This window comes from Devosia ureilytica, assembly GCF_024273195.1.
GTDB classification, from domain to species: Bacteria; Pseudomonadota; Alphaproteobacteria; order Rhizobiales; family Devosiaceae; genus Devosia; species Devosia ureilytica.
Window position 1 is genome coordinate 535,435 of record NZ_JAMZCU010000002.1, and the last position, 14,943, is coordinate 550,377.

Consider the following 14,943-nt stretch of genomic DNA (forward strand, 5'->3'; position numbering starts at 1 on the left):
CAGGCGACATACATCCAGGGCGCTATCTAGGCGGCTTAGAGGCCGACAGGTCAGGGCACCTGCATTGCAGCGGTCCTGGTGATCTGCAATTTCCAGCCGGCGGCGGGGGTGTCTTCGAGGTTGAGGCGTCCGACCATGTCGTAGAGGCGATCGGCGTCTGGGCCGCTGGCCGTGCAGAGGCGATCCTGGAGATAGAATGGCGGAGTGGCCTGGTAGTAAAGCCGCGCCTGGACGCCGGCGGGTTCGCCATTGAAGGTGGCGCGGTCGATCTCGTAGTTGAGGCTGTCAAAGCCCCCCTGCTGATAGGCCGGATCGTCATGAACCACATGGGGACCAGCCTCTTCTGCCAGCTCGGCGCCGGCCCCGAGCGCTTCGGCGATAGCCTGGCGCTCTGCCAAGGGCAGGAAGCCGTCGGGGAGAATGCGGTTGTCCTTTACGGGTGCGCAGATCGACAGGAAGCTGGTGGTCAATGCGCCGGTCGGGGGTGCACCGGGCCCGCAAACTGATGTGTCCCCGGACGGGGCGGACACCAATTCCTGATAGATTTGAGCCTGCGACGGACTGGTGATCGTGGCAAAGTGCGGCTGGTGCAGGCGCGCCTGAGGCGCAATGCGGGCCGAGCAGTCGTCCTGCCACCAATATTCGCCATCGAGCGGCTTGCCATTGGCGTCGATCAAGGCGCCGGCCGCATTCGTTCCGCCCGACTGCCAGAGCACTTTGCCGCCGGCATCGAGCACGGAGAATTCGAGGAAGGCCCGGCGGAAGCCTACGCCCGATGGGAACTTGTGACCGGTCTTGTTGGTGACCGTCACCGTTGCGGTCAGCTTGTCGCCCTCGATCCCGACATCGGAGATGGCGAGATCGGCCGTGTTTAGGGCGGCCTGGTCGATCATGGCCTGTTCGGTTCGCAGCAACGGGTCGGTACCCTTGGCGCCCAGCATGGGGTCCTTGATGGGGATGCCCAGAATTTCGGGAAACTGCTGGGCCATCTCGATCAGAAAGACGTTGAGGCCGACAAGGGTGTGCAGTGCAAAGCCATCGCGCACCGGCAAGTCGATCTCCGCCGGGGGCAGGGTATGCTCGGCCATTGGAAAGTTCGAGTATTCCTCGATGCTGGCCATTTTAGAGCGATAGGGCACGCCATTGGCGTCGCGACTTGGCATGTGGCACTCCTGACACGAAGTCGGATTGGCACCCGGACCCATCGGCAGGGCTCCATCCGGCGTCGTGCCGGTGCGATAGGCGCTGAAGGCCCATTCTGGATAGGTGGTCTGCTCATAGACATGCCCGAGGGTCTTGCCGTCGTGCAGCACCGGCAAATGAACCGTGTGGCAGCTGCCACAGACTTCCGAACTCGAAATCGTCTCGTGATGCTCAGGATCTATCCCCATGGCATGTTGCATGGGTTCGGCTTGCGGGGCCTCAAAGGGCCCGATCAGGCTATCGGGTGGTCCGACCAGGAAACTGCCGGTAAATGTGCGCGCGAAGCCGCGACTGTCTGGATTGAGCAAGTCCTGGCGTTCGCTTACGCAGGCGTTTTCCGGCGCAGCGGCTTGCGCCTCGGTGGCCCGATCACCCAGCGCCATGCGATGGCAAGCGGTGCAGGTAATCCCGTCGCGCGCCAACATGGCATATTTTGCGACATCCGGCCCATCGCCGCTTTTCACCCAGGGCAGGGTGTCCAGAACCGATCGGGTAAAAGGCGCGCAGGCATCGCCCTTGGCGACGGTGTCGATATTGAATTGTCGTTCTCCGGCAATGCCATGACAGCCCAGGCAGACCGTTTGTACCAGGTCCCCGTCGTCCTTGTGAAAGGTCTGCACCTCGCTGGCCAATTGGGCAAAGAAGAACGGGTCCCGTCCGGCAAGACCCATCGGCGAGGTGCGCCAGGTTGCATAGGGGGAAAGATTGGCCAGGTCGTCGCCATGCGGATTGGGCTGGGTCATGTCGAACTGCAGGCCCGTGCTCCCCGCGTCGTGACAGCCAAGGCACTGGCTTGAGGTCAGGAAGGTGTCGGCGGCCGTGGGGCCACCAGCGCCTACCCAGGTGTTGTCGTAGGTTTGCGAGGGCATCGTCGCCACACCCCCAACCGGCGGCAGCGTCTGGGCATAGGCTCGCAGATCCGCAATGACGGCCATGTCGACCGTGTCGTGCGGTTTGGAGAGCTGCAAGCTGCCGTCGGGCGCACGCACATCCTCGTGGTGCACGCTGGCGGGTTGCGAGGCGAAAAAATTCTGGCTCAGGAAGACCTGAGGGCGGCCTGGCTGCCCTTCCATGTTTGTCGGCGTGGCAAATGTCAGGTTGTTTTCTGCCGAGGCATGGCAGTTCATGCAGTATTGGGCAAAGCCCATATTGGGGATGCTATTGCCCGGGCCGGCTGGCCAGTCGGGAACCCAGCTGTCGGGCGCAAAGCCATACCAACCCCAGAACCAGCCATCAAAGGATGCCGCAGGGTCGCGTACCATGATCGCAGCACCGCTGGTGGGGAACAGGTGCAGCGGGTCGACCTTGGCGCAATCGCCGGCCGGCGCAGGAAACATCTCCTTGACCATCACGCCACCCTTGGGCACTGGCGGGATGGCATCGGACGCGGGGGCATCCGCGCCCCGATTGGCCACCAGCCATTCGGCCATTTCGGGCGAATACCAGATGACAACCGGGGCATGGGTGCCGTGATAGCTGCCCTGCCAGCTGCCGTCGCCGAGCACTGCAGTAAAGGGGCCGGTATCGCGGATGGATTTGTCCCGCACCCAGCCCGTGTCGGCGTTGCGATGGCAGTAATTGCCCAGGAAACTATCGAGCTTGTTCTCGTAAACATCGAGGGGGAAGCCGCCCGGGTTCCGAATGTCGACTTCGAGTGTCTGGCACAAGTCCTTGTCGACCGGCACCAGCGCCTGGGTGCGCTCCGCTGTGCAGCTTCCTGCCAGGGCGCCGCCTGTCGACAGGCCTGACAGTGCCAAAGCCATGGCGACAGTTCTGATCAGGTTCATTGTCCCCGTCCCCTCCCTCACCAGAGCCCCCGCCAAACGGGCGGCGATCCTACGCTCTCATGGTTGAGGTTTGGCGCGGGCCAGCGACCACGCGTAATCGAGCAGCGTATAGGTCGCCGCATAAGGGCCCTCCATGCCCTTGATCCTGAACTGATCGGGATCGGGGGTGCCGAAATAGCTGGTAATGCGCCCGTCCGGGGCCACATTGAACACAGACATCCGGCTGGCGCGCGGTGGGGCCAGCGGGTGGTCCTGGTGGCCGGGACCAAACTCGAACGAGGCTGGCGCGTTGACATTGGGCCCGATAGTCGCCCGGACATGGCAGCTCATGCACGATGCAGTGGTTTGAAAACCGGTCTCCAACTCGGAATTGGCCAGGATCACGGGGTTGCCCATGTCGTCCGTGAACTCGATTTGAGAGCCCCTCAATCGATAGTTTTCCCAATGCGTGCCCTCGAGCCCCAGGCCTTCCGGGGCGAGGTTGCAGTCAAGCCGTTCAGGCGGACAGGCAAGGCTGTCGCGCGAGCGATTGAGCCAGCCCTCGTCGTGAATGCCATCCCGGAAAGGATTGTCGACATGCTCGAATGTCGACCAGTGCCATCGTGGCAATATCTTGGACATGATGTGCAGCGCCGTCAGGCCATACAGCAGCGTTTCGCCGCTCTCGGCATCCCGGAACCGGGACCAGTGATAGCGATCAGCTTGTTCGGGAGTAATGGGGCGCCACACCGCCTTGATCTCGATGGCCTCGGGCGGAAACGACACTTCGCGCTGCCCATAATAGAAGCGCTGTTGGCCCTGGGTCGAATAAAGCCCGTTCTCCCGAATATAGTCGAATGCCGGCCTGTTCATCCGCACTTCGTCGGCCTGATGCCCTTCCGTACCGGGCGGAATTGGCGGGATTTCGCGCAACAGGCTGAGCTGGAGCGGGCCGTCGGTCCCGTCAAGCTCGACCACGGTCTCGGGGTTGAACTCTTCCCAGGGCGCTGGCATGCCGCCGTTATCAGGATAGGCCGCACTGGCCAATATCCAGGTCTGGAAGACGACCGGCACTTCCGCCCCATAGGCTGCTTCCGGGTCCGCCATGCGCGTGTCCAGATCCGCCGGCCAGGTCAGGGCGCGGAACAATTGCCAGGCAAAGCGATCCGGCTCGCGCAGGGCGACTGCCGGGTCGTCGGGGACAGCCCATGGTGCGGCCGAACCCGCCCCGCCGGACCCCTCCTGGGCGCCGGCCGCGCCGGCTATCAGGCTCACAAGGGCGAGCATGGACACGATCCTGGTCAGGCGCATTATCGGCTCCCCCCTGTGGTCATCCAGTTTGCGGCCGTGCCCTCGAGCACGAGGTCCCGCAGCAGGCTAGATGAAATCCACCTTGCCGGTGGCAATGTCATAGATGGCGGCTGCCGTGTTCAGGCGACCGGACGCAAAGGCTTCCGAAAGAATGGGGCCTTCGGTCTGCGCCCGCTCGGCGTTGCGCCTGGCATTTTGCGCTGTGGCCGCCGCCAATAGGTCAGCCGGCTTGTCACCCATCACATCATAGACCGCGGGGCGAATGGCATTGACCAGGCTCGGAAGGTGGCCGGGGGGCAGTTCATTGTCGGCAATCGACTTGATCGTGGCGTCCACGGCACCGCAAGATGTGTGCCCGAGGATCACGATCGACTTGATGCCCAGCACGGCCACGCCGTATTCGAGCGTGGCCAGTCCCTCTTCGCTGATGAAGTTGCCGGCCACGCGGACGACGAACAATTCGCCCGGGCCTTCATCGAAAATCAGTTCCGGCGCCACCCGGGAATCCGAGCAGCTGACAATGGCGGCAAAGGGCTGCTGTCCCTGCGTCCTGCTGACGCGCGTCAGGGAATGGTCGGTGTTGATCGCGGCATTGGCGACATAGCGCGCATTGCCCTCGATCAGGCGCTGCAGCGCCTCTTCCGGCGAAACAGGCGCAGCAGCGGCGGCGGCCTCTTCGGCACTCGCCTGGGTGGCTAGCGGGGCGGTCAGAGACAGCGCCAATCCCCCAGCGATCAATCCACGGCGGCTAATGGTTCCTGTATTGCAATCGTCGCACATAGAAGTTCCCCCTGTGATGTTGTCCAAATATTCAAATTCTGTCGCGATGCAGATTTTGCGATTCTGTCGCTAGTCGGCGTAGGCCGCGTAGAGATGTTCAATGACGGCGCCTGCCGCTGCATTGGCGCCGCCACCGGGAAAGTTTGTCGTCACGACGATGGCGAGGTCACGGTCGGTGTCGACCAGGATCCTGGCCAGGTTCATCGAATTGGAACCGTTGTGGGTGAGGAGCGGTTTGTCGGCCCACTCAAACGCGACAATGCCCCAGCCCAGGCCATATCCGCCCGTGCCGGGGGTTCCCGGCGGCGGATTTTCGCGTACCGGCGTCTGGACGTGTTCCGCCTGGATGTAGGCGAGCGTTTCGGGCGCAATCAGATGCGGACCGCGCTCAGCCTGACCAGCATTCCAGCTGGCCCATTTGGCGTAATCGAGAATGGACATATGCGCATTGCCGGCTGGCGCCATGACCGGCGGAATGTCCGCCGCGGGCCCCCACAGCATCGGGGTAATCGACCCATCCGGCGCGACGCGGTGCCCAACCGCGGCATCGATCAGCCCATAGGTAGCCTGCGGACCAAGGCCCGCGCTGTCCATGCCCAGGGGCGCGAAGATGCGCTCATACATCAGCGTTTCCCAGGGGGTGCCGCTGACCTTTTCGAGCATCATACCGGCGATGATGTAGCCGAAATTGGAGTATTGGAAGGGCGAACCCGCCGGCACGACCAGGTCGTTGTGCTTCCAGGCGTCAAGCGCGCGCCGGCGCTGCTCGACCAGATTGTGGTCGAAAACACTATCGCTGAAATAGAGATCGAGCATGTCCGCGGTGTCGCTGGGAATGCCGCTTGCGTGTGACAGAAGCTGTTCAAGCGTGGCGTTGGCCAGGCTCTGGCTCATGTCACTGACATCATCGCCAAGCACCTCGCCGACCCGCGAATCCCAACGGAGCTTGCCCGCCTCGACCATCATTCCGGCCAGGGTTGCGGTCATGGCTTTGGTGTTTGAACCAATATGGAAGCGGTCATCGATAGTGACAGGAATATCGCCGTCGTGGACGCGTGTCCCGGTGGCCGCAGCTGCAACCACGCTGCCATCCTTCACCACCGCAGCGGCCAGCGCAGGCAGGCCATATTCGGTCCGAACCGCATCGAGGTAGCTGTCCAGGTCCATGTCCTGGGCAGACGGCGAAGCAAGCAACAACCCGGTTGCCAGGATGCCCGTCAGCACCCGCAGGGCCGAGGCGAAACCGTTCATGTCAGCTCTTACGTTCGCCATATTCACATTCGCACCAGGTCTTTTTTACAGTCAGAGGTTTGTTCTTGCTTGCGCCGCGGAGCCGGCCAACGCGGGAATCCTGTTCCCTGGAGTGAATCACGCCCAATTTTGAAGGGACGCTAGAGAAGATATGGCGGAGCGGCTTCCGATATCTGTAAAAGCTGCGCCATCAATCATAGAGTGCAATGCACCAGTCTTGCCAAGCCGCCGATGGCATTTGCTGGCCACTATCATCAACAATCATGAACAATTTGGAATTTTGTCCCGAACAATAGGCCGCCTTTGCATCGGCTGGATTGGCGTTCTCGGCCGGCATTGCTGGCCTGTCAACAGGATCGGCGGTTTCTCGCGGTGGTCCGGCGCTCTGTGTCCACTCTGTGCTATATGAAGAGTGTTGCTTCATCGGTCTGAATATCTGATATCCGATGCAGAGGTCAGAGGATGTTGGTCTGCTTTCGGTCCCAAAGCGTCACAGCCGAGGGCGATTTGGCAGGTCGGCAGACCCTGCGCAGGTAGTCGGCCTTCAGCCAGCGATGCTGATGAGACAACTGGGCAGCGCCTTGATTCGGTTGCTATAGCTGTCCCTCTAGATGCCCGCCCATGCGATAGGGGCGGTACAGGCAGGTCGATGGTAAAGTCAAAACAACAGGCTGCAGGGACGCGACCCACGATGATGGACGTCGCTGCCGCGGCGGGCGTGTCCCAGGCAACGGTTTCGCTGGTGCTGAACGGCAGCAAGATGGCGCGGCTGTCAGACGCGACGCGCCGGCGCGTGACCGAGGCCGCCGAGAGGCTTGGCTACAAATTCGTACGCCGCGGCCAAAGAACCGCCACGCCGGGCAAATCGACAATCCTGTTTATTGCCGATGAAGTCTCGACGGACCCATGGATGACGCTTGCCTTCGAAGGGGCGCGGGACAAGGCCCTGGAGTTCGGCGTGAACGCGGTCATGGCCGTCAGCCATGGCGATGCCGAATTTGAAACCGGCATCCTTGCCAATCTGCGGGAACAATCGATCCTGGGGATCATATACGGAACCATCCTGACCCGGCGGGTAGGGCTGCCGCCGGCCTTTGCAGCGCACCGCACGGTTCTGGTCAATTGCTATGACGAGGCGGGGAACCTTCCGGCGGTACTGCCGGCCGACTTGCTGGGCGCCCGCGTGGCGACCGAGCATCTGATCGGTTTGGGACGCCGACGCATCGGCCTGATCAACGGACAGCAGGGCCTCGACAATCCGCGAGACCGGCTGAAAGGATACAAGCAGGCGCTGACTACGCATGATCTGGCGTTCGACGCAGCGCTGGTCAAACCAGGCAATTGGGAGCCCTCGTCAGGGTTCGAAATGACCATGGAGCTCATGGCACTGCCGGAGCCGCCCGATGCGATATTCTGCGCCAACGACCTGATGGCAATGGGTTGCATGGAGGCGCTGAAGCAATTGGGACGCAGAATACCTGAGGATGTCGCGGTGATCGGCTTTGATGACCGGGAAATTGCCCGGTTCCTGCATCCGCCCCTGACCACCCTGGTGCTGCCTCAGTATGAAATGGGGCAGACCGCCGCCGAACTGCTGCTCGACAGCGCCTCCGGGCTGGAAGCTCGCACGACCCGCATCAAGGTGGAATGCGAATTGATCGTGCGGGGCTCGACCCGCCCGGCGAGCATGGACGCCGGGCAGGTGGCGGCGCAGTAGCACGACCGTCGCGCCGCGCTATTGTTGCGGCCATCAGTCTGACGAACGAGCGTTTCGGAACCGGTCGAACGCAACGGCGATCACGATGAATGAGCCGACAAAGGCGCCCTGCCAGAAGGTGCTGATGCCCAGAAGGATCAGGCTGTTGCGGATCACTTCGATCAGCAGGGCGCCCACCACGGCCCCAAAGGCGGTGCCGACCCCGCCGGCCAGATTGGCCCCGCCAATGACGGCTGCGGCAATGACCGACAATTCCATCGCCTGGCCAAGATTGGTGGTCACGCCACCCAGCCAGCCGACTTCGAGAATCCCCGTCAGGCCCGCAGTCACCGCGGAAAAGACATAGACCGACACCTTGAGCTGCCTGACGGCGATACCAGTCAGTTTGGCCGCCTGTTCATTGCCGCCCATGGCAAAGATATGCTGCCCCCAGCGCGTCCATTTGAACAGGAACCCGGTCAGGACGGCCAATGCCGCCAGAACGATCAGCGGATTGGGCAGCCCGAATGTGGACCCGCCGCCAAGCCCGAGCAGGACAGCGTGGTCTGGCCCGAACTCGTAGATCATCTTGTTGTTGGACAGCACCATGGCCAGCGAGCGGGCGACCGACAGCATGCCCAGCGTGACAACGAATGGGGGCATGCCCGCATAGGCAATCAAGGCGCCATTGACGAGGCCGACGCCGACCGAGACCAGCAGTGCGGCCGGTATGCCGACCCAGATCGGCATGCCCGACGACATCAGCACGGCTACCGTCATGGCCGACAGCACCACGGTCGAGCCGACCGAAAGATCGATGCCGCCCGAGGCGATCACGGCGGTCATGCCCAGCGCGATGATGCCGACAAAGGCAAAATTGCGGGACACATTGAACAGGTTTCGCTCCGAGGCGAAGGTATCGGTCAGCATGGAAAGGGCCAGGCAGGCCAGCAGGGCGGCCATGAAAACCCAGAAGGTCTGGTGGCTGGCCAGGCGCGAAAGGGCGCCGCGGTGCTCGGACTGGTCGATGACGTCCGTGATTGAGTTGGTCTGGGACATTGTGGTCTTCCTCATGGGGCTCAGGCCATCTCGATCGCGCCGGTGATGAGGCCGGTGACCTCCTCGGCAGACGAATCGGCGGCTTTCTTGCTGGCGACCAGGCGCCCGCGTCGCAGCACGGCAATCTTGTCGGCAACCTCGAAGACATCCGGCATGCGGTGGCTGATCAGCACCACGGCGATGCCATGGTCGCGCAGGTGCCGGATCAGGTTGAGGACTTCGGCCACCTGTCGCACCGAAATGGCGGCTGTCGGCTCGTCCATCAGGACGATGCTGGCGTCCGAAAGCAGGGTCCGGGCTATGGCGACCGCCTGCCGTTGCCCGCCCGACATGCGCTTGACCAGGTCCCGGGGGCGCGTTTCGGACTTGAGCCGGGCGAACAATTCGGCGGCGCGATTGCGCATGCCGGCATAGTCGATGATCTGGAACGGGCCGATCTGTCGGGTCAGCTCGCGGCCCAGGAAGACATTGGACGCGGCGGACAGATTGTTGCAAATGGCCAGGTCCTGGTAGACCACCTCGATACCGGCACGCTGTGCGTCCAGGGGCTTGTGAAACTCCACCCTCCGCTCGCTCAGGAACAGTTCGCCGCTGGTGGGCGCAAAATTGCCTGCAATCACCTTCACCAGCGTGGACTTGCCCGCGCCATTGTCGCCCATCAGTCCCACGACCTCCCCCGGCTCGATGGCCAATGAGACGTCCGTGAGCGCATGAATTGCTCCGAAACTCTTAGTAATATTTGCTAATCGTAGTGCGCTCATGCGCCTCCCCCTCCCCAACTTGCCGACACTCCAGCAGCAAGCTTCCCTGATAATTTGGCTGCTCCTGCCGGGTTTCCGGGCTTTGGCGGCCAGTCCGGCAATAGTTCATCCGCATTTCCCGCTTGACGGACATTATCCGGCTGCGCTTATATTAGCACATAATATGATCAGTCCACAGGAAAGTGGTCATAGGGTTGTCACGCTGGAGCAAATCCAGTGGGCGCCAGGGGAGGTTCGTTGCGTTGCCGGGATCGGCAACGCGGCGCTCATCGACAGGGCCAGGATCGCGTCCGCGGCACTGTCGGTTCAATCAAACGGGAGGAGTAGACAATCTTGAGGTACGTTAATCACTTGGCGATTGCCGCAGCAGTGCTTGCCTTGGCTGCAGGGGGAACTCAGGCCCAGGACAAGAAGACCCTGGCCATCGTGGTCAAGGGCCTGGACAATCCATTTTTTGAACAGATCAACCTGGGTTGCCAGGATTGGGCCGCGAACAACCCCGATTCCGAATATGAGTGCCTGTACACCGGTCCGGCGTCGAGCGCCGACGAGGCCGGTCAGGTGCAGTTGGTTGATGACCTGATCACGCGGGGCGTGGCGGCCATCGCCATCTCGCCCTCCAACGCCCCCGCCATGGCAAACCGTCTGCGCGAAATCGCCCCCGATGTCCCGGTCATGACCGTGGACGCTGACTTGTCCGAAGCCGACCGGTCGCTGCGCACCACCTTTTTGGGCACAGACAATTACCTCATGGGCGTGATGATGGCCGAACAGGCCCAGCGCCTGAAGCCGGAGGGTGGCTCGGTGTGCCTGCAATTGGGCAATGTCGCCGCCGACAACATCAATGCCCGCGCGGCCGGCTTCCGCGACACGATTGCCGGGGCACAAGGCACCGATCGGCTGGCCGGGCAGGGCGGCTGGAGCGAAATTGAAGGTTGCCCGGTCTTTACCAATGACCAGATCGACCTGGCAAACCAGCAGATGGCGGACGTGTTCACGGCCAATCCTGATCTGGATGCCTTCATTTTGATCGGCGGTTGGGCCCAGTTCGCGCCCCAGGCCTACGCCCAGGTCACCGACCAGGTCATGGATCGCCTGGAAAGCAATGACTTGATCATCATTGCGGGCGATACGCTGCCGCCACAGGTCCAGGCCTTCAATGAAGGCCGCAGCCATGCCCAGATCGGCCAGCGTCCGTTTGAAATGGGCCAGCGTGCGCCCGACGTGATGATCCAGCTCATCAATGGCGAACCGGTTGAAGACCCGATCTACACCGGTCTGGATGTCTGCACCCATGAAGAGCCGGGCTTCTGCGCCCAATAAACTCCCGGGCACGGCGTTCCGGCGCCGTGCCCAACCTATTCAATGAGTTGAGCGTTCGGGAAGGACTGCGCCAAGTGAGACTTCTGGTCACCGGCATTACCGGAAAAGTCGGTTCCAATTTCCTGCCCGCGTTTCTCAAGGCGGAAAAATTTGCGGGCTGGTCCATCCGGGCCATCTGCAACAATCGCATCATCGATCACCCGGGTGTGGAAGTGGTGCGGGCCTCCCTCTCGGATGCCGCTGCCATGAGGGCCGCCATGGACGGGGTGACCCATGTGCTACACATGGCCGCCGTCAAGGAAACGCCCGCGCTGGCCATGGATGTGGGCGTCAAGGGCATGTTCAACCTGCTCGAGGCATTTCGGGCCACCGCGGGGACCAGGCAATTCGTGCTGCTCAGCGGCGATTGCACCGTGGGCCACGCGTTCCAGCACTACGATGCCCCGATCACCGAGGCGGCGCCCCGCCGCGCCTATCCCGGATGCTATGCCCTGACCAAGGTTCTCGAAGAGGTCATGCTGGAGCAATACGGCATCCAGTATGGCACCAATGGCTGCTGCCTGCGCGCGCCATGGATCGTGGAAAAGGACGACTTTCGGTATGCGCTGAGCTTTGTCGACCAGTTCGGCGGGCCGGCCTGGAGCCAATTGCTGAGCACCCAAGATGTGGAGCGGCACGCGCGTTCGGCCAGCGTGCCCCTGCTGCACGATGCACGCGGCGTGCCGCTGCGGCGCAATTTTATCCATGTCGATGATCTGGTGGGCGCCATTCTGGCTGCCCTCGACAACCCGGCTGCCGCCGGGCAGCTGTTCAATATCGCGATGGACGAGCCGGTCGACTATGGCCAGGTCGCGCAATATCTGCGCGACACCCGATCCCTGCCGACGGCCGAGATCAGCACACCCTTTCACAGCAATTGGCTGGACAATGCCAAGGCTCGCCTCCTGCTCGGCTGGAAGCCGCAGGTCGACCTTCAAGATCTTGTCGATCGGGCCTGGGACTATGTCCGTGCGCCCGACGATCCGCGCATCATCTGGTACCCCGGATAGCAGCATGCGCACACGCAATATCCAAGGCATGGATGCCCCACCCACCAAGGGGACGCGCCGGGCCAGGGATATGAACCGCTCGATGGCAAACGGTTTGTCGCGGGCACGTCAAAAAGGTCGCGGAGTGCCCAAAAAGGGGTGCCCTCGGCATGGGAGGATACTATGAAAGTCAAACTCGCTGTTTCGATAGCGGCCCTGGCCTTTATGGCTGGGCCCGCGCTTGCCCAGGACAAGCCGCAACTGGCCTTTGTGGTGAATGCGGCTTCCGATTTCTGGAAGCTGGCCGAAGCCGGCGTAGCCAAGGCACAAGGCGAACTGCCTGGCTATGACCTGCAGTTCCGCTACCCTGCGCAGGGCACGGCGGCCCTCCAAAATGCACTGATGGACGATCTGGTCGCCGCCGGAACCGATGCCATCATGATTTCCTCGGCCGATCCGAAAAATTCCATCGACGCCTTCAACCGGATCGCCGCCCAAGTGCCGCTGTTCACCACCGATAGCGACGCACCCGACAGCAACCGCATTGCCTATCTGGGGTCGTCCAACACCCTGGCGGGCGTCCAGGCCGGCGAGATCGCCGTTGCCGCCTTGCCCGATGGTGCAAAGTGCATGGGCTTCGTCGGCTTCCTGGGTGCTGACAATGCCATCGAGCGGATCGCCGGTTTCCGCCAGGCGGTGGAAGGCTCGGGTATCGAGCTGGTGGATGTGCGTGGCGACGACGTGGACTTCGCGCGCGCCCGTTCCAATGTCGATGACGTCCTGGCTGCCAACCCCGACATCAACTGCATGGTCGGGTTCTATTCCTACAATCCGCCCAAGATCTACGAAGCGCTGCAGGCGGCCGGCAAGCTCGGCGATGTCACCGTCATTGCCTTTGACGAGGACCCGATCACGCTTGGCGCGGTTCGCGAGGGCAGCTTTGCCGGCACTGTCGTGCAGGATCCCTACCAATGGGGTTACCAGGGCATGCACCTGATGGCCAAATATCTCGAGGGTGACACCTCGGGCGTGCCTGAAGACGGCCTGATTATTGTTCCGACCAAAGTCATCGACGCGTCCAATGTCGATGCCTTCGAGGCTGAACTCAAGGAGCGTATTGGCGGGTAATCCTCCCAGCCAGCGCAGCCGCACCGGGTCCGTATTTGGCCCGGTGCGTGCCTGTCCATGCAAGACTATGTTGAGCGGCAGCCCGCTGCCGTTGCCGCTTTTTGGGTTGCCTGAATATGAAGTCCCCCGACGCGATGCCCCACCCGCACCCGCTGCTGGTGCTTGAGAACATTTCCAAGGTCTACCCCGGCGTGGTGGCCCTCTCCAACGTCACCCTGTCTGTCAGGGCCGGCGAGGTTTTGGCCCTGATCGGCGAGAACGGCGCCGGAAAGTCGACCTTGATGAAAATTCTGGGTGGAGTGATCGCCCCAAGTTCGGGCCGGATCATCATCGACAATGTGGCCCATGACCAGCTTTCGGTGACCCAGTCGCAAGCGGCCGGAATTGCCTTCGTGCACCAGGAACTCAACGTCTTCGACAATCTCGACGTCGCGGCCAATATGTTCCTCGGCCGCGAGATCCGTGCCGGGTTCTTTCAGCTGCTCGACCTCAAGGCCATGCGCGAGGCTGCCCGGCCCCTGCTTGCAAGGGTGGGGGCGACATTCCTGCCCGAAACACCGGTGGCCGATTTGTCCCTGGCGGAGCGGCAGCTGCTCGAAATCGCCAAGGCGCTCTCCATCGACGCCCGCGTCGTCATAATGGATGAGCCGACCTCTTCCCTGACGCTGTCCGAGACGCGAACCCTGATGAAGGTCATTGCTGATCTCAAGGCGCAGGGCATTGCCGTTATTTACATTTCCCATCGCCTGGGTGAAGTCGAGGACTGTGCCGACCGGGTCTTCGGTTTGCGCGATGGCCATGTCGCCGGAGAACTCGAGCGCGACGAGATCAACCATGACGCCATGATCCGCCTGATGATCGGTCGCGACCTCAAGTCGCTCTATATGCCGCCAAGCCGCCCGGCCGGGGATGTCATCCTCTCGCTCAGGGGTGTGCGGATAGAGGCCAATCCCGCGGCCCGTGTCGATCTTGAGCTGCGCTCGGGTGAAATCCTGGGTGTTGCGGGACTGGTTGGTGCGGGACGCACCGAACTGGCCGAGGCCATATTCGGCATTGCGCCTGTGCTCGAGGGCGACGTGGTGCTGGCCGGAAATTCCTTCCGCCCGGGGTCGCCACGGGATGCCATCGCAGCCGGCCTCTATCTGGTGCCCGAGGACCGCAAACGCACCGGCCTCGTCCTTGAAAGTTCGATTTGCGAGAACATTTCGCTGGCCGACCTGGCCTCTGTCAGCCGCCGGGGCCTTGTTTCCCGGGGGCTGGTCGAGGCGCGGGCCGAAACCCAGCGCCGCCGGCTCGATATCCGGGCCGCCGACGTTCTGCGCAATGCCGCGGAGCTCTCGGGCGGCAATCAGCAGAAAGTGGTTCTGGGCAAGTGGCTCTCCATGCGGCCCCGGCTCCTCATCTTCGACGAACCAACGCGTGGCATCGATGTCGGTGCCAAGTGGGAAATCTACAAGCTCATGCGGGCCCTGGCCGAAGCCGGGGTCGGGGTGATGATGATCTCGAGCGACATGGAGGAAGTCATCGGCGTCTCTGACCGTATCGTGGTGCTGCGGGAAGGCCAGGTCACCGGATCACTGCCGCGCGCCCAATTCTCCGAACACAATGTGCTCAGGCTCGCCGTCGGCGCCAATTAG

The 14,943-nt window shown here is 62.5% G+C and carries 11 protein-coding genes; 5 read left to right on the top strand and 6 right to left on the bottom strand.

Translation table 11 applies throughout. The features are described from left to right. Window positions 1–50: 50 nt before the first annotated feature. The 4 genes from NIM87_RS06690 to NIM87_RS06705 form a co-directional block, all read right to left on the bottom strand. Window positions 51–2,990 (bottom strand): hypothetical protein, encoded by a 2,940-nt coding sequence (locus NIM87_RS06690; protein ID WP_254673856.1) that lies wholly within the window; start codon window positions 2,988–2,990, stop codon window positions 51–53. A gap of 57 nt (window positions 2,991–3,047) precedes the next feature. Continuing rightward, window positions 3,048–4,280: a hypothetical protein gene (locus tag NIM87_RS06695; protein WP_254673857.1), complete on the bottom strand. Its 1,233-nt coding sequence runs from the start codon at window positions 4,278–4,280 to the stop codon at window positions 3,048–3,050. A gap of 66 nt (window positions 4,281–4,346) precedes the next feature. After that, window positions 4,347–5,003 (bottom strand): carbonic anhydrase, encoded by a 657-nt coding sequence (locus NIM87_RS06700; RefSeq protein WP_254673858.1) that lies wholly within the window; start codon window positions 5,001–5,003, stop codon window positions 4,347–4,349. A 126-nt stretch (window positions 5,004–5,129) separates the two neighbouring features. Then, window positions 5,130–6,311, bottom strand: coding sequence for a serine hydrolase domain-containing protein (locus NIM87_RS06705; protein ID WP_254673859.1), 1,182 nt, complete (start codon window positions 6,309–6,311; stop codon window positions 5,130–5,132). 691 nt (window positions 6,312–7,002) lie between these two features. On the opposite strand from NIM87_RS06705, the gene NIM87_RS06710 reads away from it, so the two are divergent. Beyond that, complete coding sequence (locus tag NIM87_RS06710) at window positions 7,003–8,028, top strand: LacI family DNA-binding transcriptional regulator (protein ID WP_254673860.1); 1,026 nt, start codon at window positions 7,003–7,005, stop codon at window positions 8,026–8,028. Window positions 8,029–8,061: 33 nt separating this feature from the next. Here NIM87_RS06710 and NIM87_RS06715 read toward each other — a convergent pair whose 3' ends face one another. Beyond that, window positions 8,062–9,066: an ABC transporter permease gene (locus NIM87_RS06715; RefSeq protein ID WP_254673861.1), complete on the bottom strand. Its 1,005-nt coding sequence runs from the start codon at window positions 9,064–9,066 to the stop codon at window positions 8,062–8,064. 20 nt (window positions 9,067–9,086) lie between these two features. Further along, window positions 9,087–9,827 carry an ATP-binding cassette domain-containing protein gene (locus NIM87_RS06720; RefSeq protein WP_254673862.1) on the bottom strand — a complete coding sequence of 247 codons (741 nt, stop codon included), beginning with the start codon at window positions 9,825–9,827 and terminating at the stop codon, window positions 9,087–9,089. 333 nt (window positions 9,828–10,160) lie between these two features. On the opposite strand from NIM87_RS06720, the gene NIM87_RS06725 reads away from it, so the two are divergent. From NIM87_RS06725 to NIM87_RS06740, 4 genes are all read left to right on the top strand, one after another. Next, window positions 10,161–11,150 carry a sugar-binding protein gene (locus NIM87_RS06725; RefSeq protein WP_254673863.1) on the top strand — a complete coding sequence of 330 codons (990 nt, stop codon included), beginning with the start codon at window positions 10,161–10,163 and terminating at the stop codon, window positions 11,148–11,150. A 74-nt stretch (window positions 11,151–11,224) separates the two neighbouring features. Continuing rightward, entirely contained in the window at window positions 11,225–12,199 is a 975-nt protein-coding gene (locus tag NIM87_RS06730) for an NAD-dependent epimerase/dehydratase family protein (RefSeq protein WP_254673864.1), read from the top strand. A gap of 162 nt (window positions 12,200–12,361) precedes the next feature. Further along, a complete protein-coding gene (locus NIM87_RS06735) occupies window positions 12,362–13,306 on the top strand; it encodes a sugar-binding protein (RefSeq protein ID WP_254673865.1) in 945 nt (314 codons plus the stop codon). A gap of 116 nt (window positions 13,307–13,422) precedes the next feature. Beyond that, window positions 13,423–14,943, top strand: coding sequence for a sugar ABC transporter ATP-binding protein (locus NIM87_RS06740; protein WP_254673866.1), 1,521 nt, complete (start codon window positions 13,423–13,425; stop codon window positions 14,941–14,943).

What these genes read in the sequence shown, in the direction of transcription:
- NIM87_RS06740 (WP_254673866.1), top strand. Translation starts at nt 13,423, where the DNA reads ATGAAGTCCCCCGACGCGATGCCCCACCCGCACCCGCTGCTGGTGCTT.
- NIM87_RS06735 (WP_254673865.1), top strand. Translation starts at nt 12,362, where the DNA reads ATGAAAGTCAAACTCGCTGTTTCGATAGCGGCCCTGGCCTTTATGGCT.
- NIM87_RS06695 (WP_254673857.1), bottom strand. Translation starts at nt 4,280, where the DNA reads ATGCGCCTGACCAGGATCGTGTCCATGCTCGCCCTTGTGAGCCTGATA.
- NIM87_RS06690 (WP_254673856.1), bottom strand. Translation starts at nt 2,990, where the DNA reads ATGAACCTGATCAGAACTGTCGCCATGGCTTTGGCACTGTCAGGCCTG.
- NIM87_RS06705 (WP_254673859.1), bottom strand. Translation starts at nt 6,311, where the DNA reads ATGAACGGTTTCGCCTCGGCCCTGCGGGTGCTGACGGGCATCCTGGCA.
- NIM87_RS06715 (WP_254673861.1), bottom strand. Translation starts at nt 9,066, where the DNA reads ATGTCCCAGACCAACTCAATCACGGACGTCATCGACCAGTCCGAGCAC.
- NIM87_RS06710 (WP_254673860.1), top strand. Translation starts at nt 7,003, where the DNA reads ATGATGGACGTCGCTGCCGCGGCGGGCGTGTCCCAGGCAACGGTTTCG.
- NIM87_RS06720 (WP_254673862.1), bottom strand. Translation starts at nt 9,827, where the DNA reads ATGAGCGCACTACGATTAGCAAATATTACTAAGAGTTTCGGAGCAATT.